The sequence below is a fragment of the Pseudoalteromonas sp. NGC95 genome, assembly GCF_015864705.1.
Lineage (GTDB): Bacteria > Pseudomonadota > Gammaproteobacteria > Enterobacterales > Alteromonadaceae > Pseudoalteromonas > Pseudoalteromonas arctica.
This window is the reverse complement of sequence record NZ_JADYWR010000016.1, coordinates 67058-86315: the sequence shown is the minus strand read 5'-3', so window position 1 is coordinate 86315 and position 19258 is coordinate 67058. Positions and strand designations below refer to the sequence as shown.

21 protein-coding genes and 1 pseudogene are annotated in these 19258 nt (G+C 39.8%); 13 read left to right on the top strand and 9 right to left on the bottom strand.

From position 1 onward, the window contains the following. Window positions 1–358 precede the first annotated feature (358 nt). Window positions 359–696: pseudogene (locus tag I6E70_RS14970) on the bottom strand (sugar O-acetyltransferase); the annotation flags it as partial. Between the two features lie 145 nt (window positions 697–841). On the opposite strand from I6E70_RS14970, the gene I6E70_RS14965 reads away from it, so the two are divergent. Continuing rightward, a complete protein-coding gene (locus I6E70_RS14965) occupies window positions 842–1435 on the top strand; it encodes a hypothetical protein (protein WP_165722808.1) in 594 nt (197 codons plus the stop codon). A 2-nt stretch (window positions 1436–1437) separates the two neighbouring features. Here the strand turns inward: I6E70_RS14965 and I6E70_RS14960 are convergent, their stop codons facing one another. Beyond that, entirely contained in the window at window positions 1438–1818 is a 381-nt protein-coding gene (locus I6E70_RS14960; protein WP_024591701.1) for a hypothetical protein, read from the bottom strand. Between the two features lie 99 nt (window positions 1819–1917). On the opposite strand from I6E70_RS14960, the gene I6E70_RS14955 reads away from it, so the two are divergent. Then, complete coding sequence (locus I6E70_RS14955) at window positions 1918–2358, top strand: tellurite resistance TerB family protein (RefSeq protein WP_007584919.1); 441 nt, start codon at window positions 1918–1920, stop codon at window positions 2356–2358. Window positions 2359–2379: 21 nt separating this feature from the next. On the opposite strand, the gene I6E70_RS14950 is transcribed toward I6E70_RS14955, so the two are convergent. Continuing rightward, window positions 2380–2946, bottom strand: a complete 567-nt coding sequence (locus I6E70_RS14950; protein ID WP_007584922.1) for an NADPH-dependent FMN reductase — start codon at window positions 2944–2946, stop codon at window positions 2380–2382. 119 nt (window positions 2947–3065) lie between these two features. Here I6E70_RS14950 and I6E70_RS14945 point away from each other — a divergent pair, with 119 nt between their 5' ends. Then, the gene (locus I6E70_RS14945) at window positions 3066–3965 is read left to right on the top strand and encodes a LysR family transcriptional regulator (protein ID WP_197189032.1); all 900 of its coding nucleotides are present in this window, start codon (window positions 3066–3068) and stop codon (window positions 3963–3965) included. A gap of 32 nt (window positions 3966–3997) precedes the next feature. Here the strand turns inward: I6E70_RS14945 and norR are convergent, their stop codons facing one another. Beyond that, window positions 3998–5554, bottom strand: a complete 1557-nt coding sequence (norR, locus tag I6E70_RS14940; protein WP_165722804.1) for a nitric oxide reductase transcriptional regulator NorR — start codon at window positions 5552–5554, stop codon at window positions 3998–4000. 160 nt (window positions 5555–5714) lie between these two features. On the opposite strand from norR, the gene I6E70_RS14935 reads away from it, so the two are divergent. From I6E70_RS14935 to hmpA, 3 genes are read left to right on the top strand one after another with little or no spacing between them, the layout of a single operon-like run. After that, window positions 5715–5984: a hypothetical protein gene (locus I6E70_RS14935; protein WP_197189031.1), complete on the top strand. Its 270-nt coding sequence runs from the start codon at window positions 5715–5717 to the stop codon at window positions 5982–5984. Continuing rightward, window positions 5984–7216: an NnrS family protein gene (locus I6E70_RS14930; protein WP_197189030.1), complete on the top strand. Its 1233-nt coding sequence runs from the start codon at window positions 5984–5986 to the stop codon at window positions 7214–7216. The genes I6E70_RS14935 and I6E70_RS14930 overlap by 1 nt, the downstream gene beginning before the upstream one ends. Before the next feature lie 20 nt (window positions 7217–7236). Further along, window positions 7237–8418 (top strand): NO-inducible flavohemoprotein, encoded by a 1182-nt coding sequence (gene hmpA / locus I6E70_RS14925; protein ID WP_165729063.1) that lies wholly within the window; start codon window positions 7237–7239, stop codon window positions 8416–8418. An 80-nt stretch (window positions 8419–8498) separates the two neighbouring features. Here the strand turns inward: hmpA and I6E70_RS14920 are convergent, their stop codons facing one another. From I6E70_RS14920 to I6E70_RS14910, 3 genes are all read right to left on the bottom strand, one after another. Then, a complete protein-coding gene (locus I6E70_RS14920; protein ID WP_002959634.1) occupies window positions 8499–8870 on the bottom strand; it encodes a hypothetical protein in 372 nt (123 codons plus the stop codon). Continuing rightward, entirely contained in the window at window positions 8870–10489 is a 1620-nt protein-coding gene (locus I6E70_RS14915) for a S41 family peptidase (RefSeq protein WP_101216098.1), read from the bottom strand. Before I6E70_RS14915 ends, I6E70_RS14920 begins: the two co-directional genes overlap by 1 nt. A gap of 99 nt (window positions 10490–10588) precedes the next feature. Further along, window positions 10589–11242: an endonuclease gene (locus I6E70_RS14910; RefSeq protein WP_197189029.1), complete on the bottom strand. Its 654-nt coding sequence runs from the start codon at window positions 11240–11242 to the stop codon at window positions 10589–10591. A 231-nt stretch (window positions 11243–11473) separates the two neighbouring features. On the opposite strand from I6E70_RS14910, the gene I6E70_RS14905 reads away from it, so the two are divergent. Further along, on the top strand, window positions 11474–12442 hold the full coding sequence (locus I6E70_RS14905; RefSeq protein WP_007584935.1) for a DnaJ C-terminal domain-containing protein: 969 nt from the start codon (window positions 11474–11476) through the stop codon (window positions 12440–12442). Continuing rightward, on the top strand, window positions 12442–12762 hold the full coding sequence (locus I6E70_RS14900) for a chaperone modulator CbpM (RefSeq protein ID WP_007584937.1): 321 nt from the start codon (window positions 12442–12444) through the stop codon (window positions 12760–12762). The genes I6E70_RS14905 and I6E70_RS14900 overlap by 1 nt, the downstream gene beginning before the upstream one ends. 75 nt (window positions 12763–12837) lie before the next feature. Here the strand turns inward: I6E70_RS14900 and I6E70_RS14895 are convergent, their stop codons facing one another. Beyond that, window positions 12838–13563, bottom strand: a complete 726-nt coding sequence (locus I6E70_RS14895) for a membrane protein (RefSeq protein WP_024591693.1) — start codon at window positions 13561–13563, stop codon at window positions 12838–12840. Between the two features lie 313 nt (window positions 13564–13876). On the opposite strand from I6E70_RS14895, the gene I6E70_RS14890 reads away from it, so the two are divergent. Then, the gene (locus I6E70_RS14890) at window positions 13877–14257 is read left to right on the top strand and encodes a hypothetical protein (RefSeq protein ID WP_008138697.1); all 381 of its coding nucleotides are present in this window, start codon (window positions 13877–13879) and stop codon (window positions 14255–14257) included. Here I6E70_RS14890 and I6E70_RS14885 read toward each other — a convergent pair whose 3' ends face one another. Continuing rightward, window positions 14258–14698 carry a PaaI family thioesterase gene (locus tag I6E70_RS14885; protein WP_007584940.1) on the bottom strand — a complete coding sequence of 147 codons (441 nt, stop codon included), beginning with the start codon at window positions 14696–14698 and terminating at the stop codon, window positions 14258–14260. Window positions 14699–14865: 167 nt separating this feature from the next. On the opposite strand from I6E70_RS14885, the gene lexA reads away from it, so the two are divergent. The 4 genes from lexA to I6E70_RS14865 all read left to right on the top strand — a co-directional run bounded on the left by lexA (window position 14866) and on the right by I6E70_RS14865 (window position 19231). Continuing rightward, a complete protein-coding gene (lexA, locus tag I6E70_RS14880; protein ID WP_007584941.1) occupies window positions 14866–15483 on the top strand; it encodes a transcriptional repressor LexA in 618 nt (205 codons plus the stop codon). 483 nt (window positions 15484–15966) lie between these two features. After that, window positions 15967–17109, top strand: coding sequence for a cytochrome c oxidase subunit II (gene coxB / locus I6E70_RS14875; RefSeq protein ID WP_024594300.1), 1143 nt, complete (start codon window positions 15967–15969; stop codon window positions 17107–17109). Further along, window positions 17109–18701 carry a cytochrome c oxidase subunit I gene (ctaD, locus tag I6E70_RS14870; protein ID WP_197189028.1) on the top strand — a complete coding sequence of 531 codons (1593 nt, stop codon included), beginning with the start codon at window positions 17109–17111 and terminating at the stop codon, window positions 18699–18701. The genes coxB and ctaD overlap by 1 nt, the downstream gene beginning before the upstream one ends. Next, entirely contained in the window at window positions 18701–19231 is a 531-nt protein-coding gene (locus I6E70_RS14865) for a cytochrome c oxidase assembly protein (RefSeq protein WP_002959612.1), read from the top strand. Before ctaD ends, I6E70_RS14865 begins: the two co-directional genes overlap by 1 nt. Window positions 19232–19258: the final 27 nt, after the last annotated feature.

Below are 19258 nucleotides of genomic sequence, written 5' to 3'. Positions count from 1 at the left end.
CGCGCAATTAATGCACACTACATCAACACGCATCACGTAGGGCAGGCGAGCATAGCGACTCCCGACGCTAGAATCACAACAAAAACCCTCAATACCCCATTCGGCCAATAAAGTAGCATTTGCTACGTGACTCTCAACAGCTGTGGCCACTATGACATTTTACTGCGTAGCGTACCGACTTTATATTGTAGAGCGTCTGAATCTAATGATTCGGGCTTTTTTACGTCTACAAAAAAGTGATTCAGGTATTCCTCTATAGCGGAGCGTCTCTTAGTGAATAATTCACTTAATTTAACGAGTTAAAGTGCTCGCTGATGCGAGCGTAGCGACTCCCGACGCTAAAATCACATCGAGATAGCTACAGTGTTCTTATTTCACGAGCTGGATTACCCGCTACTGCGGTATTAGGCATTACATTTTTAGTAACGACAGCACCCGCACCCACAATACTGTTTTCACCAATACTCACACCCGCTAAAATAATTACACCTGTGCCAACCCATGCGTTATTGGCTAACGCGATAGGCGCTGCAAAGTTTTCTTACTAAGCCTTTTTGCTGGATTAGTAGCATGTAACACAGCTAAAAGCTGAACTTTCGGGCCAATTATAAGCAGTCATCACAAATGGTGATTAAGTAATTGGCCAATGGCTAGTTGAGGTGTGTAATTAATATTTATAAAAGTAGGATTGTTAATGAAGGCTGAGATATTTAGTCGTTAATCGCTATTTAGTAGTTTTACCTAGTTGTCTTGTTCTAAATTTTATATAGATACTTCTAATAAAGTACTTAAGAAAACTGTACTATTACAGGTGTTTTAAAATAACTATAACGAGAAACATATGAAATTATTAACTGCAGCAACTTTAATAGTTGCTTCATCGACAGCTTTTGCACGCCCTGCACCGCTAGTGTCTATTCCTACTCATGATGCCTTTTTTAATAGTATTGCAGCGCATTGCGGTAAAGCTTTTGAAGGTGAAGTAGCGGTAGATAACGCGAAAGGGCCAAGCTCATTTACAGATAAAAAGCTGGTTATGCATGTACGTAAATGTAGCGAGACTGAGTTACAAGTGCCGTTTCATGTAGGAGACGATGCATCACGTACGTGGATCATAACTAAAACGGGTAGTGGCTTGAGTTTAAAGCACGATCATCGTCATAAAGATGGAACAGACGACGCATCAACTATGTATGGTGGCCATACGCTTGATGCAGGGTTCGCGCAAATGCAGTCGTTTCCAGCAGACCAATACTCTAAAGAGTTATTCGTGAAAGAAGGCATTGCACAGTCTGTAGGTAATACATGGCAAATGTATATTTACCCAGAAGTATTTACTTATCGATTAATTCGCCAAGGACGTGAGTTTAAGGTGGATTTTGATTTAACTAAACCGATTACTCCACCATCAGCACCTTGGGGTTATAAAGACTAAGGCTACTTACCCTTGTTTGTATCTTCTTTAGTTTCGCATTGTAGTAAAACACTTAAATCTGGTTGGTAAGCACGTGGTTTTGTTGGAAAGCGCTCGTACTCTTGCACGCCTTCAAGTATTTTCAACATAAAGGTATTGCCGCGGCATAGACGGTCCGCATGGCGTAATAAAAATACACTTTGATTGGTAAAGTGTTTGTAATCGTCTGACTGGATTTCTATTTTATAGTTGTCTTCGCCAATTTTGGTTTGGTAGTAATGCACTTTGTTGTCAAAGTCGTAGAGCTTCTCTGTTTCGGCTTTTTCAGCAAGTGCAGTATTTGCACTTGAAAGGGCCACCAGTGTAGCGCCTATAAATAAGCGTGGTGCGTTTATTCCTTTCATAAAATGTATCCTTTAATTTGCGAACTTTATACCCATTAATAAGAGTAATAAGGTCGATTTCTTTACGTATTAGTCTAACACCCAAAAAGGGAAAGTGTGATGTTCAAACAAATAAAACAACTTTTTGCTGTATTCGATGAACAGCAGCCAAGTATGCAAGAGCACGATTTAAAAACAGCTGTTGCTGCATTATTAATTGAAGTTATGCGTGCAGATACCAAGCTTGAACATGATGAACAACGAACCCTGACTGTAACCTTAAAAAAGTATTTTAATTTAACAGATATTGAGGTTAATGAGCTTACTAATAACGCGGCAAGCAGCTTAGATGATTCGATAGATTACTTTCAGTTTTCAAAACAGATTAATGAGCATTGCAGCGCGGCGCAGCGAATTGAAATAATAGAGTTATTATGGCGCTTAGCGTATGCCGATGGAGAAATAGATCCCCAAGAAGACTACGTAATACGTAAAGTAGCAGGGCTTTTATATGTAACGCATACCGATTTTATCGCCGCAAAACTCGCGGCGACAAAGTAATTAGTTATTTAGGCGTGCAAGTTACCTTAACTTACTTGCAACGCTTACTAACTGATGAGCAAGCGCCGATACTCGCTCTGCAGTAACAGGTTCATTAATTTGCCCATTTTCATCAAACAATGTGTGTACAGCGGGTACTGCAAGTTGATCGGCAAGCACTAACGATCCAATACCACTTAATATATCACGTACATGATTTAAACCGCGTAACCCACCAAGTCCACCTGGTGATGCTGAAAACAGCGCCACTACTTTATTGCGAAAAGCAGGAACAGCACCTTGTTCCGTGCGCGATGCCCAATCAATCGCATTTTTAAGTGCTGCAGTTATAGATCCGTTGTACTCTGGGCTTGCTAGTAAAATACCGTCAGCTGCACGTAGTTTGTCTTTTAAAAGCTGTACATCGCTTGGTGTACCTTGCGCTTCAATATCTTCGTTAAATAGTGGGATGTTTAATTCGTTTAGTTTTATTACTTCTACTTCAGCACCTGTTTGTAGAGCAAAACGTGCTGCCTCATTAATAATTTTTTGATTAAAGCTTTCTTGTCGAAGACTTCCTGCTAGGGCGATAATTTTTGGTGCTGACATGCTAGTGACCTTTTAGTGTTTAAACTTACAACGCTAATGTAGCAAAATTTTGCTTGTAGAAAACCCCAATAAACGCAACACTTGTGTGCGTAAATGCACATAAGTATAAGGTAAGCAGAATGGCGATAAAATTTGAAGATTGGCAAGACGTTAAAGTAGCGTTTGAAGTAGCACGATTAGGCACGTTAACGGCGGCAGCAGAAGAGCTTAATGTGCACCACAGCACAGTACTTAGGCGAATTAATAATCTTGAAAAAAACTTAAATGCACGCCTTTTTCATCGCCATGCTCGTGGTTACAAGGTTACTGAAATTGGCACCAAGTTATTTGCAACAGCACAAACTATCCATAGCTCCTTAGAGCAGTTACATAACGATATAGTAGCGGCCGATAGCACCCTTAGAGGGAGTTTATTGCTAACGACGGTAAGTGGCTTTATGGATGTACTTGGTGATGTATGTGAGCAATTTCAGGTATTACATCCGCAAGTGCAGTTAGAAGTTATTTTAGAACAAAAAAGGTTAAGGCTCGATCACGGACAAGCACATATTGCAGTTCGTGCAGGCCCAAGACCTGATGAGGGCGATTATATTGCTCAGCATTTAGCGCAGTTATCATCGGGTTTGTACGCGAATAAACGTTACATTAATAAGTACGGCATGCCTAAATTATTAAGTGATTTACAACAACATAATTTTGTATCGGGTGTGGCGGGTTTTAATGCCCGCGTGCCTTATTTTGCATGGGCAGATGAACATATTCCTGCATCGCAAATTAAGCTGCGAGTATCTGAAACCGCAGAAGCGACTCGTGCAATAATTAAAGGGCTAGGCATTGGCGGATTACAGCATGACGTAGCGGCGCAATATTCTGATTTAGTACCTATATTACACAGTGAGTTAAGCTGGCCTACCGATGTATGGTTAGTCACACATCACTTAGTGCATCGCACTGCTAAAGTACAAGCTTTTGCTGGGTTGTTAAAAACACATTTTAGTAAGTTAGCTGCTAATCAATAGTTTTAGCAGCATTTTAGCTGTGTTTTAAATGATTATAGTGTTTTTTTTACTTCTATGCCTAGGCGTTTAGCCAAGCGTACTAAGTTAGCTCTATCTAATTCAAGTACTCTTGCTGCTGCTGACCAGTTGTAGTTATGCTTCTTTAATTGCTCAGTAATTACGTTGTATTGCAACGATTCTACAGCTTGCTTTAAAGGTTGGTTGATTAAGGTGTTGGTTGTAATTTGGCTTGCTACTAGAGAGTTTTGCGGCGCACTCGGGGTTAAATCACAGTGCTCGCTTGTAATGGTTATTATTGGATTTTGCCATTGGCTTTGTTTTGCTTTTAGGGCGCTGCGGCTAATGACATGTTCAAGCTCGCGAACGTTACCTGGCCAGTTGTACTGATTAAGCAGTACTTGCGCTTCAGGGCTTAGTTTTAATTGTTTTATCCCTAATTTACGGGCTGTTTGCTCAATAAAATAACCAGCTAAGAGTGTTATGTCGTGCTCGCGTTTACTAAGTGGTGGCACAGTAATAGGGTAGACACTGAGGCGATGGTATAAATCGGCTCTAAAGCGACCTTGAGCTACTTCTTCTTTTAAATTTCTGTTGGTTGCGGCAACGACGCGTACATCTACGTACTTTGGCGTGTCTTCTCCTACCGTTTGTATTTCGCCGCTTTGTAGCACTCGTAATAGTTTACTTTGCATGGTCAGGGGCAGTTCGCCAATTTCATCTAAAAATAACGTGCCGCCATCAGCTAATTGAAATTTACCTTGGCGCGAATTTTGTGCGCCTGTAAAAGCCCCTTTCGCATGACCAAAAAACTCACTTTCGGCAAGGTTCTCAGGAAGCGATGCACAATTTAAGTGAATAAGCGGTTGATCTTTTCGAGCTGAATTTAAGTGAATATTACGCGCTACAAGCTCTTTTCCTACTCCTGTTTCACCTAATATAAGTACGCTAAAGTTAGATGCTGCAACGAGTTTAATTTCGTTTTTAAGTGTTTGCATTAGCGGACTTTGACCAATAATTTCACCGCCATCTCGTGTTAACGCTTCACGATTTAGTTCTTGCACTAATGCACTTGAGTGCTGTGCATGCTGTTTGTAATGGGCAAGCTCTAAAGCTGTTTTAAAGTGCGCACTACACAGTGTTTGTAAAGTATTGAGTGTATCAGCGCTTATGCTGTTAAATGCATTGGCGTTAAGGCTATCAAACGTAAGTACGCCAAGTAGCGCGTTTTTATCATAAAGAGGTAAACCTAAACATGCATGTACCGGTATGTCGCCGGTTTTAGCTAATAGCAATCCGTCGTATGGATCGGGTAGTGGGCAGTCGTGCGCAAATTGTAGCGCGAGTGTGCTTTTGCAAATAGCTTCTAGGCGAGGGTGTTCTACTATTTTAAATCGTCTGCCAAGGCTGTCGGACATTAACCCTTTAATTGCCAGTGGTTTTAATTGCTCGCCCTGAAGCACTAATAACGCACTTGCATCACTAGGAATCACCCGTTCAACCGTTGCTAGTAATTGATCAAAGCTATGCTCGTGCAGTGTACTTTGAGCAAGCTCTAGAGCAACTTGTGTAAGGTTGAATTGCTGGTTCATGTCAAAATGACCTATTCGAGTTTTTATGAGTTAATTTATAGTAGGTCATAAAGACTCATAGTGTAAAGTGGTTTAATTTAACTTATTGAATTTAATTGAATAAATTTGTTGGCACAGTATGTGTAATAGCTAAGTAACGTAGTTAGTTACAGAGGTCGCTATGAACACACTAATGCTGAATAATTTAAATAATCAAACACAGTTTAGTTCACTATACGACACAGTATTATTTGCTGCCAATACTGCATTGGCTGTGAGTTTAGTGTGTATTACGGCAAGTATTTTAATTAGCTACCCGTTTGCTGAGTACTTTTCCATGGCGGTGCAAGTATCAGCTCATATTGGCACTATTGTTATTGCTGCTATTTTAAAAGTAAGTTACGTACTGCGCTGTGTTGCACAACATGGTTTAGGGCAGGAGGTACGATAATGCGCCCTATAAACTTAACTGAGCCAATGCCAGCACGCGTTGCTATTCATCAAGTATCTCAATGGCCATTATGGATGCTCGCTTTTAGACCTTTCTTTTTAGGCGGTGGCTTATTGGCATTTTTGTCGGTGGGGTATTGGCTACTTATTTTAACAGGCCATGCAAGTTGGCACTCATCGATACCTGCGACATTATGGCACGCGCACGAAATGCTGTTTGGCTTTGCAGGAGTTGTAGCTGTTGGCTTTTTACTTACCGCTGCACAAACATGGACAGGCGTACCGAGCATAAGTGGGAAAGCCCTTATGTGGCTTACGTTTATATGGCTTGCAGCGCGCTTAGCCTTTTTTGTGATATTGCCTGATATTGCTCATTTTAATTTATATGCTGCACTTACATTACAAGTTATTTGGTGGCTAGGCGCCATAGCAGTACTGGCTAATATGTTATTAAAAGCCAATAGCAAAAGTAACTATCCGTTTTTAGCTATTTTAGCTGTGCTTTGTGGGCTCAATGTATTGTATTTAATACTTGTTTTAAAACAAAACATGCAGCTTGCACTTGGTGTGGTTGATACCGCAGTACTGGTAATTACTTTACTTGTTGGTATTGTTGCGGGTCGCGTTTTACCATTTTTTACCGCTAAAGGTCTGGGTTTAACCGAGCAAGTTCGCACTCCTAAAATAGATAAAGCGGTGATGTATTTATCTATTTTGGCTATCACTTTATTTTTCATCAACAAGTTGTTTTTGAACACGATTAATCCTGCGTTAGTTGTTGCAACTGTTGCTGCGCTTCACCTGGTCAGGGCTGGTTTTTGGTGGGATAGCAAGGTATTGAGAGTGCCGTTGTTATGGTCTTTACATTTTTCCTACTTAGCGTTAGGCGTAGGGTTAATGATGGTTGCATTTAGCTTTTATAGCAGTGCAATACAATTTAAAGATGCGCTGCACTTAATCACTATTGGCACAATAGGTATGATGATTTTAGCAATGATGACGCGTGTATCACATGGTCATACAGGGCGTACACTCGCTATTCCTCATTACATGGCTGTTGCTTTTGCGTTTTTGCTTGTGGCCGCTATTACTCGTTCATTACTCCCTTTTATTATTGGGCCTCACCTTGCTTGGCAAATAAGTGCTTTGCTGTGGTTAGTGGCTTTTTCATTATTTTTAATTCACTGCACACCTATATTAACGCGGCGTCGTGTTGATGGGCGTCGTGGTTAGTTCATCCATAGGAAACACATATGTTATCTGATAAAACCATTGAGATTGTAAAAAGCACAGTTCCGTTATTAGCGCAGGCGGGTACGGTTGTTACCGATCATTTTTATAAGCGTTTATTTAGCCATAATCCTGAGCTTAAAAATATTTTTAATATGGCGAATCAAGATACAGGTCGTCAGCAATTTGCACTTTTTAATGCATTGGCTGCGTATGCACAAAATATTGATAATTTAGCCGTATTAAAAGAAGCGCTAACACGTATTAATCATAAGCATACAAGCTTGAATATTTTACCTGAGCATTACCCTATTGTAGGTGCGCATTTAATTGGCACTTTAAAAGAGCTTATTCCTGAGCAATTTACTCCCGATGTTGAATACGCTTGGCGCGAAGCTTACGGCGTACTTGCTGATATTTGTATAACCGAAGAGGCTGCTTTGTATGAGCACAGTAAAAATAAACACGGTGGTTGGGCGGGAACTCGCCAATTTGAAATAACCAACAAACAGGCTGAATCAGAACTAGTAACGAGCTTTACACTTACGCCAGTTGATGGCGAAGCTGTTATTACACATAAACCAGGGCAGTATTTAGGTATTAAAGTTAAGCCAGAGGGCGCTGAATATGAAGAAATTCGCCAGTATTCTATTTCGCAAAAAAGTAACGCTAAAAACTACCGTATTAGTGTTAAAAAAGAGCTACAGCCAAAGCCTGGCATGGTGTCTAATTATTTACACTCATTAGAGCAAGGCACTATTGTTGAGTTATACCCGCCGGCAGGAGACTTCTTTTTACGCAATAACACAAACCCAGCGGTACTCATTTCAGCAGGTGTTGGGCAAACGCCAATGCTGGCTATGCTTGAAACGTTATTAAGTGACAACTCTAATCAAGAGATTATGTATTTACATGCCTGCGAAAATACTCAGCAGCATTCGTTTTCAAAATATTTAAATGAGTTAAATGCAGTTTATAACCGTTTACAAACAATGACGTGGTTTAACCAAGCGACAGAGGGCGCTGACTTTACTGGGTTAATGAACTTAAACGCAGTACAAGCACAGCTACCATTGAGTAATGGTGACTTTTACTTATGTGGTCCTGCCGGTTTTATGGCATTTATAAAAAACCAGTTACTTGAATTAGGTGTTAAAAACGAGCAGATTCATTATGAAGTGTTTGGTCCGCATCAAGACTTGTAATAACGGTTTAAAATAGAAAAAGGCGCGCAGCGATATGCTGCGCGCCTTTTTTATTAATTTATAAACATTAATAAAGTGCCTTATAACTCTTTACAAGTAACACCTTCAAGTACTGTAGTAAGCTCTTTTTTAGGATAGTAAAGCTCGCATTGGTTATTACGTAGTTGCAAAATAAACTTCTCAGATTTTATATTATGCGCGCCCATAATTACTCTGCCATCAGACCCTTTACTCATTGCATGATCAATTAGCAGTTCGCTACGTTTAGTAAATACCGAATCGGCAAGTGTTACTAATGTGCCTCCCTTAGCTTGTTGAATTGCCTGTTGTAGTGTTGTAATAACGCTGGGATTAACGCTCGTTAATATAGCGGGTTTAGCAGGCTCACTATCTACACTTTGGCATCCGCCTAAAGCGAGCAAGGTGGCTAATGGGAGTAATAATTTAGCCATTACCTTTCCTCACCCAGCGTTGGCCAAGTTAAGTCCATATTACGCTGGGTAAATTGTACCGGCATATTTAAAGGAATGAGAGATTCACGAGAGCTTGAAAAATTAGCTGGTTCTGCTTTTGCAGCAGCCGTTCTAACTGGACAACTGCCATTTTCAACATGAAATAATGCGGTGGCTAAAACGGCCTCGTCACTGTCGCCTAACTGATGATCAAAGTCGTCCTCAATTTCACAACCTTGAACATCAGCATCAAATTGTGGAGTAGGGGTTGGTGTAAAACCCGCAGCGTATTCGCCAAATCCTTTGCTATTTACGCCACTAAACTGAATAGTGTAATAGGTTGTTGCGCAGTTATGAGTTGGGGTAAAGCCATAGGGCTTACCGCAGGTTGTGTCGCCAATTAAAATAACTTCTGCGTCTATACCTTTTAAACCATTAATAAAAGCTTCTGATGCCGAACAGGTGCCTGATGTGCTTAATACATAAACCTTTGATAGGTTTAAATCAGGTAGGTTTTCACCTGTGCTAAAAAAAGTAGAGTAATCTATTTCTTCATCAATAAATGGGAAGGGCGAATCAACGGGTTGTTTATCGTTTTGTTGAGTTTGATAATAAAAGCGGTTGTTAACGTTGGCGTTACCGGCAACCATATAAGCCAATTGTGCCGACAGTGCTAATAAACCACCACCGTTATATCTAAAGTCGATTACAAGCTCATCAATACCATCGGTTTTAAACTTATTTACCGCATCAATAAGCCCTTCTTGGGCAATGCTTATATGGCTATTAAATTGCATGTAACCCACGCTTGAACCATTTGCGGTTGTAATCGTTTTAACATTTTGAACAGGTGTTTGTTCAATATTACCAGCGGTTACATTAAATGTTTTTTCGGCGCCATCGTTACTGCGTACAACAATAGTATGTGAGTCGCCGTTAGTAGGACTAAATAAACCTTCGTTAAGCGTATCTACACCCGACTCTGTATTGGTATTAATGCTAACACCGTCAACTGAAAGTACGGTATCACCACGTTGAAAGCCTATTTGGCTTGCAGGCGAATCATCTTCAAGATAAGCAACGCGTAAAATACGATCGGCTGTATCGCCAATAAACGCCCAATTTATACCGTAACCAGAAGTAACGCCCGATTGCGCTTCTTGAAAGTAATCTTCAGTAGGTTCTGAAAAATGAAAGTTATCTTTTTTTGCACCTGAGTCGGTAAGCTGCTCTGTTTTTAATTGAGCGAAGTAATCGGCTACTGTTGTAAAGCTTTCAGGGTCGTTATCGGCAATCTCATCATACCAAAGGTATGTTTCGTCGCTCCAAGAGCGAAGCCAAAGCTTTTCATAAAGGGCAGAACCCGCTTGATCTGGGTAGGGGTTGTTGTTATTAAAGGGATCGTTACCCGTACGAGGGGTTTCGCAAAAGTTTTTTAAATCGTTAGAGGGCTCAAATACCGCCGCTGTCCATGTTGGGCTGCTACTAACAGGTGTTGTAACTATAGGCGTGGTAACTACAGGAGCAGAGTCGATACCGCCTCCGCCGCCACAACCCGTTAAAGCAAAGCCCGAAAGTGCTGCAAAAATGGCAAGCGAGGTTTTATTATTTTTAAACATAGTTAAGGACTTTCTGTAAATAAGTTGTTTAAAATATTACAACACTCGCTCGTTTATTCAACATTTATAACTTTGATTTATGTAAATGAGTGTTAAAGCTTAGAGCTTGCTCGCACTACTTGTATCTGCAAATGCTTGCTTTTTCCACGCATTAAATAACTTTTGCTGTTTATCAGAGATTTTTAAACCGTATGTTTTCTGCATGTAAGCGTAAGTGTCGGCTATACGTTTACGTGCATAGACAGGCGGTTCAACTAAACGTTGCTTAAAGTTTACTTTTACTTCGCAGCGACCATACTGTGTGGCGTTTTCGCTAAGCATGCCAAAACGATAATTAGAGCGATCGGCATTAATTTCGCCAATAGCTGGCGCTAAGTTATTTATATCAGCTTCCATTTTTCTAAATTTAGCACTTACTTTACGGCAGTTTTTACGTCCGCCATCTTGCCAACATTGTAGCTGATGACCAAATTCCCACGCCGGAACAATATGTTCCCATTCAATACGTAGTGCTCGTACATTTACTTTGCCTGAGCGGGTAAGTGTATTTCGAGGAATGTAACCACAGTTAGAAGGATCAGGAATGAGTTTTTTGCCTTCTTTTTTAATATCACAACCGCAGTAAATACTTTTGGCGTTGTCAGGGAGGGTTTTAATTAAATGTCTTTTAGCCGTTGAAAAACGGGTAAATTGTTCGGCAGATACCGAAAAACACACACAACAAGCCAGTAAGGCCAGAATAAATCGAGTCATATCCATCACAAATGTGAACTACAGGAACAGGCAGTTTAAAGCCTTGAAGATAAAAGATAAAGTTAACTTAAGGCCTGCACTTATATTACTAAAAAGTGTCCGATTAATTTTTTATTCAAAGTTATTTTCACTATTCATTTATTTCTTACTATTTATCGTATTTTAACCACACAAGATTATACGTTAAGGAGTATGCTTAAAGCTTACTCAATATGGGGATTTGGATTGCAAATGAAATTTGTTGATTATTATGCAGTGCTTGGAATATCGCCTGATGCAGACGATAAAGCGGTTAAAGTAGCTTATAAAAAGTTAGCCAGAAAATATCACCCAGATGTAAGCAAAGAGCCTCAAGCAGAAGATAAGTTTAAAGAAATAGCAGAAGCTTACGAAGTCATTCATAACAAAGAAGAACGCACTAAATACGACGAGTTACGTCGTCATCAACAAAATCGTGCTCGTCAACAGCAAGGTAATTATGGTGGTAACAATGCTTCATCGCAAAGTAATTATCAGCAAAGCGATCCTCAAACCGATCAAGAGTTTTCTGATTTTGTTAATTCAATGTTTGGCGGCGCCGGTGGATTCAATCGTTCCGGGCAGAGCAGAAGTAACGCCGCTCGCGCGCAAAAAGGACAAGATGTGGAAATAGAGTTCCCGATTTTTCTTGAAGAGACTTTAGTTGATACCGTTAAGCCTGTTGAGTTTATGTTACCGCAGCGAGATAGTAGTGGTCGTGTCTCTGAAATTAAAAAATCACTTAAAGTGAAAATTCCCGCAGGTTCAGTAAATGGCGAACGAATTCGACTAAAAGGGCAAGGCGGATTAGGGTCAGCGAACGGGCAAAATGGCGATTTGTACTTACAAATTAGTTTAGTGCCCCACCCATTATTTGATGTTGAAGGTCATAACCTAAATATAGTCGTCCCTCTTGCACCATGGGAAGCGGCTCTTGGTACAAAAATAAATTTACCTACGTTGGCAGGCAAAATCCAATTAACTATTCCATCTAATAGTCAGTCTGGTCAACGCTTGCGTATTAAAGGTAAGGGATTAATGAGTAAAAAAGCCAAAGGTGATTTATTTGCTGTGCTTAAAATTGTTAATCCAACATCTGTTGATGATACCAGTAAAAAACTTTGGGAAGAATTAGCCGAAAAAGCTCACTTTGATCCCCGTAATAACTGGAGCAAGCCATAATGCAAATTATCGTGACACAAAAAGATGATTTACTTACTAGCAAAGAGCTATGTTTGAGTAGTGATATTAGCGAAGCAATTTTATATGAGCTAGTTGAGCACAATATTGCGGTTCCAATTGAGGGGAAGCATGTTACGCAGTGGCAATTTACGGTATCTGCAGTGACCTTAGTTAAAAAAGCGGCCCGTATTCAACATGACTTTTCGTTAGATTGGTCGGCAATAGCTTTAGTTTTACAATTGCTGGATGAGCGTGATGAGTTGATTTTCGAAAACGAAATGTTAAAGCGACATTTGAGTCGATTTAAACACTTGGAATAAAATCTGCCCTTGGGTACTTCCTAGGGCTTATTTACTCTTTGGTGAGAGTGCGCTAGTTCTTAAAAACCAATATGACTACTTTGATTTATTCTTACTTTTAATTCGGATAAATCGTTTTAGTCGTATGTTTTGCATAAGTAGTAATATTCCACTTAGGCAAAAAAGTACGCTGGTTGCTGCAAAACTAATAAGCAGCGGATTATTAAAATCCTCTCGCTCATCGTAATCCATAATATGTAACATCCAAAAAAAGTCGAAAATTCGCCATAGTGTGCTGCGAACGGTGACAACTCTGCCGTTATTTTCTGACAAGTACAGTGTTGTGTTAAATGTGTCGTCAAATTGTACCTGCCAAACATTGGTTTTATATCCAACTTCTCGCATACCTTGCTTTAGCAGTACAGCGCTTGTCACTTGAGCATCAATAAGTAAGTGTGCTTTAGCATTTGCGGTAATTTGTATTTTAGTTGGCGGCTCAAAAGGCCGGCCTGTTATACCGTTAAAGCTTTGCTGTTCATCTTTATTTATTACTGTAATTATAGGTGTGGTTAAAAAGTTCTCAAAAATTATTTGTGTTGGATTAACCACCTGAGATGCAATATCGTTAAGGGAGGCAACATAATCAGCCTGCGTAAATGGGTTATTAAGAGTACGTGTTGCAAGATGCTCCCCATGAACTTTATCAAGAGGAATAGCGCTCATGACTAAACCGCCTAATAGCCAAGCTAAAATTTGTAATGTGAGCAAATAACCGAGCCATTTATGTAACTTGCGAGCATACTTAAATATTTTTTTATTCATGTTTTAGTCTTATTATTTTTAGAGGCTAGTTTATTACATTAATGGGATTAGTTACTGCGACATTTTGTCGCAGTTTAAACTATAGCTTACTGTAATCATTTAAAAATAAAAAAGATTACACTTAAATTGCTAACATGACTTATTTGTTTAATTGAGCTGAGTGTTTGATATCCAGCTAGCTTTAAACGCTAAAAAATACTTAAAAGCTGCGAAATATCCATATAAAGTGGTTAATAGAGCATAGTTGATTTGGTATAACGGTAAAACTGCGTTAAAGTTTGCAATGAAATTATTAGAGGATAAATACGAAACGATGTCGGAAATTCAATTTTTAAATGTAGATCTTGAGCTTGAATCAAAGCAAGATATTAGTTTGCTAGTGGCAGACTTGAAAAAAGTCGCGACGATTTTACATTATGACAAAGACGAATACCGTCAATTAGCGCGTATTGAAGCAACAGGTGTAGTAAACACGCCTGACAAAGCAATAAACCATATATGTGAGCTTATTGAATCGTGTTCGCGTAACGCGCTAAAGCAATGGTTAAGCTGTTCACGTAGAACGTTTGATATTGGTTTTGAATCAGGCACTTCCCCTAAGTGCTTTAATCAAGCCTTAGATGCAGATACATTACTACGTATATCTGCGATTGGTGCGGGTATGGAAATTACAATTTACCCAATCGAAAAGTAACTACCTTCGCTCTACGACTGCTGCGGTCATTTTTGATACGCAGCACAGCTCATTGCGGCTATTTGTAATTTTTATTTCCCACACTGAACTACGTTTGCCAATATGAAACGCTCTTGCCGTTGCTGTTAAAGTGCCGTTGCGAGATGCTTTTAAATGACTTGCGCTAATTTCCTGCCCCACGCAGTAAAATTTTGTAAAATCGACAACAAAGTTAGCTGCATAGCTGGCAACTGTTTCGGCAAGTACAACGTTAGCACCGCCGTGAACCATTCCCATTGGGTTATGATGCTCAGGAATTGCCGGCATAGTGGCTACTAAGTAATCATCACCAATTTCAGTGACTTCTATTCCCATGGTTTTCATTAATGTTCCTTGGCCATCAATGCCTTGTTCTAACTGCTTGCACAGCTCTAAAGTGATGGGCTGGTACCAAATACTCATAATGACTCCTTTGCTTTTTTAATCATTTATAAACCTAGCTTTAGTTATATCCCTAAAATGTACACAAGTGAAATTACTTTGGCTATTTTAAGGCTTAATTTAAATTTGCGATTTTTATTTAACTGTATATACTCACAGTTAAATGTACTGTATGGAAAACCAGTTGTATGCGACCATTAACGAACCGCCAAGCTCAAATACTCGAACTAATTAAAGTTTTTATTAAAGACACTGGTATGCCTCCTACACGTGCTGAAATAGCGCAAACATTAGGTTTTAAAAGTGCCAATGCTGCTGAAGAACATTTAAAAGCACTTGCTAAAAAAGGCGCAATTAAAATGAAACCAGGTGCAAGCCGTGGTATTCAGTTAATTGAAGAAGAAGAGCCAGAACAATTAGGTTTACCGCTTATAGGGCGTGTTGCTGCTGGTTCACCTATTTTGGCGCAAGAGCACGTTGAAAGTCACTGCAAAATCGATCCATTAATGTTTAAACCGGCTGCAGATTTTTTACTACGCGTTAACGGTATGAGCATGAAAGATATTGGTATTATGGATGGTGATTTACTTGCTGTACATCGTACTCAAACCGCTGAAAACGGGCAAGTTGTTGTTGCCCGCCTAGACGAAGACGTAACTGTAAAACGTCTTGAGAAAGCGGGTCGTAAAGTATTACTTCATGCTGAAAACGACGATTTTGAATCTATTGAAGTAGATCTTGAGAATGAGTCTTTTAATATTGAAGGCTTAGCCGTTGGCGTTATAAGAAACGCTGATTGGATGTGACTTTAAAAATAGCTTTTAAACAAGCAGTTTTATAAATGCGTACTAATTAGTACGCATTTTCTGTTTTAAATTCGCACTAAAAATAGGGCATAAATAGCTCACTGACAATTTAAGCTGTAAACTTTTTTGCACTTATATTTTCCCCCTCCGAATGCGTTAAACCCCTTTGTTTTGCTCATCTTTTGAACTTCCTGTTACCTAGTTGGTTACTGATTTTTTATTAATTACTCAATATCACCTGATTGTTTTTTATACTAAAACTTGCTTGTTGTTCATTTTTTAGCTAATTATTAATGTGCTGAGCTAATAATAACTCACAGCTTTTTAGTTTTGAGAACACACAATATACACAAACCCGTTGTTGGCGCAGCAAAACCAATCAATATTAAATGAGATTGACTAAAAAAATAAAAATAACGAATTGGCGTTTAAGCCGTATGCCTCTTCGCTTTGCATTCGCAATAGCATCAAAGGAGCCGTCACATGGGTAAACTGACCTCTACCTTGTGGCTTATATTATGTGTTTTTTCGCACCCAGTTTTGGCTAACAGCCAATACAATATGCGCAAAGGCGTAACCGATATAAGCAATAATGTATATCAGCTGCACATGACCATATTTATAATATGTTGTGTGATTGGGGTGATAGTGTTCGCAATTATGTTTTGGGCACTTATTCATCACCGCAAATCTAAAGGGGCTGTACCTGCCCAATTTCACGAAAGCACTAAAGTAGAAATACTTTGGACTGCAATCCCGTTTGTTATTTTAATTGCTATGGCAGTACCAGCCACTAAAACCCTAATTGCAATGGAAGATGCCAGCAAAGCTGATCTCACTATTAAAATTACAGGCTCGCAATGGAAATGGCATTATGAATATATGGGTGAAGATGTAGAGTTCTACTCTATTTTATCTACCCCGCAAGATGAAATCGCGAATCTTGCAGATAAAAATCCTAACTACTTACTTGAGGTTGATAAGCCTCTTGTACTGCCAATAAATCAAAAAGTACGATTTTTAATGACTTCTGACGATGTTATTCACTCTTGGTGGGTACCTGATTTTGCAGTTAAAAAAGATGCGAACCCCGGCTTTATAAACGAAACATGGACGAACATAAACGAAGAAGGTACTTACCGAGGCCAATGTGCTGAGTTGTGTGGTAAAGACCATGGCTTTATGCCCGTTGTGGTGGTCGCTAAATCTGAAGCTGATTTTAAAACATGGCTTGCAGATGCAAAGCAGGCTAAACAAAAAGCAGCATTAGCAGATGCCGCATTACTTGATAAAACCCTCCCAAAAGAAGAATTAATGACTTTAGGCGAACAAGTATATATGGCCAATTGTGCTGCATGTCATCAGCCTACTGGCATGGGGTTACCGGGTGTATTTCCTGCACTTAAAGGCAGCCCTATAGTACTTGGCGATATAAAAGATCACATTGATGTAGTTATCCATGGGCGACCCGGTACGGCAATGCAAGCATTTGCCAAACAGTTATCTATAAAGCAATTAGCAGCGGTTATTACTTATAAACGTAATGCGTGGGGTAATGATACGGGTGATGTTATTCAACCGAGTCAAATACAGGCAGCACTTGATGCCAAAGTGGAGGCGAACTAATGAGTAGCATAGTAGAACAACCTAACGCCAATGAAGCTCATCATGCTCATCACCCAGCTAAAGGTTTTAAACGCTGGCTTTACACAACTAATCATAAAGATATAGGTAGTTTATATTTAATTTTTTCGCTGACCATGTTCTTAATTGGTGGTGGAATGGCCATGGTGATCAGAGCTGAATTATTTCAACCAGGTTTACAGTTGGTCGATCCTCACTTTTTTAATCAAATGACCACCGTGCATGGTTTAATTATGGTGTTTGGTGCGGTTATGCCGGCCTTTACAGGCCTTGCTAACTGGATGATACCACTCATGATTGGCGCGCCAGATATGGCATTGCCAAGAATGAATAACTGGAGCTTTTGGATTTTACCGTTTGCGTTTTTAATCCTATTGGCATCGTTATTTATGCCTGGTGGGGGTCCTGCATTTGGTTGGACTTTTTATGCACCACTGTCTACAACATACAGTAATGATAATACTGCATTGTTTGTATTTGCCGTACATATTATGGGGATTAGCTCAATAATGGGCGCAATCAATGTGATTGTAACCATAGTGAACTTACGTGCCCCTGGCATGACATGGATGAAGTTGCCCTTATTTGTATGGACGTGGTTAATTACTGCCTTTTTATTAATAGCGGTAATGCCAGTGCTTGCAGGCGCTGTCACTATGGTACTTACCGACAAGTATTTTGCGACCAGCTTTTTTGATGCCGCAGGCGGTGGCGACCCGGTGATGTTCCAACACATTTTTTGGTTTTTTGGCCATCCCGAAGTATACATAATGATTCTTCCTGCCTTTGGCATTATATCTACAATAGTACCTACCTTTTCTCGTAAAAAACTTTTTGGCTATGCCTCAATGGTATACGCCACATCCTCCATAGCACTATTGAGCTTTATTGTATGGGCTCATCATATGTTTACCACTGGGATGCCGGTCGCTGGCGAGTTGTTTTTTATGTACGCGACCATGCTTATATCGGTACCTACAGGAGTAAAAGTATTTAATTGGGTTGCCACAATGTGGAAAGGCTCAATAACTTTTGAAGTGCCAATGCTTTTTAGTATTGCGTTTATTGTGCTGTTTACCTTAGGTGGCTTTTCGGGGTTGATGCTGGCAATTACACCTGCTGACTTTCAGTACCACGATACTTATTTTGTAGTGGCGCATTTTCATTATGTATTAGTAACAGGGGCTGTATTTTCGATAATGGCGGGGGCCTATTACTGGCTGCCCAAGTGGACGGGCAATATGTTTAATATCACGCTAGCTAAATGGCATTTTTGGCTATCGCTGGTGAGTGTGAACGTATTGTTTTTTCCTATGCATTTTGTAGGGCTTGCCGGTATGCCGCGTCGAATTCCCGATTATGCACTTCAATTTGCCGACTTTAACGCAATCATAAGTATTGGTGGATTTGCCTTTGGTTTATCGCAATTGTTGTTTGTAGCTGTGGTAATTAAATGCGCGCGTGGCGGTGATAAAGTGCCTGCAAAAGTATGGGAAGGGGCAGAAGGGCTTGAGTGGGAAGTTAACTCTCCAGCGCCATATCATACTTTTTCTACGCCGCCGGTAATTAAGTAATGACACACGCACCGCTACTCAAACGTTTGGTACTTATTTGCATAGGCATGTTTGCCTTTGCCTTTGCTTTAGTACCTTTGTATGACGTGTTTTGTGATGTAACAGGGCTTAATGGAAAACCTTCGCTTGAGCAAGCAGAGCAAAGTACACAAATAGTACAAAACCGAGAAGTCGGCGTTAGCTTTACTACTCACGCACAAAGTGGTGCACCGTTTGAAGTTAAATCAAAAGAATACAGTGTAGTGGTAAAACCCGGTGCAATGCGTGAAGTAATGTTTAGTGCTAAAAATAACAGCAACCTAGATAAAGTAATGCAGGCTGTACCATCAGTCTCGCCAGGTAAAGCGGCAAAGTATTTACATAAAATAGCCTGTTTTTGCTTTGATCAGCAACCTCTAAAAGCAGGGGAAGAACTTGAATTTAAATTGCTTTTTTATGTTGATACCGCACTGCCAAGCGATATTGAAGAATTAACTTTATCTTATACCGTATTTGATATTAGTGAACAGCTGGTGGCAAGTAACAACTAGCTTTTTAAACTAGTGTGAAACTAGGAG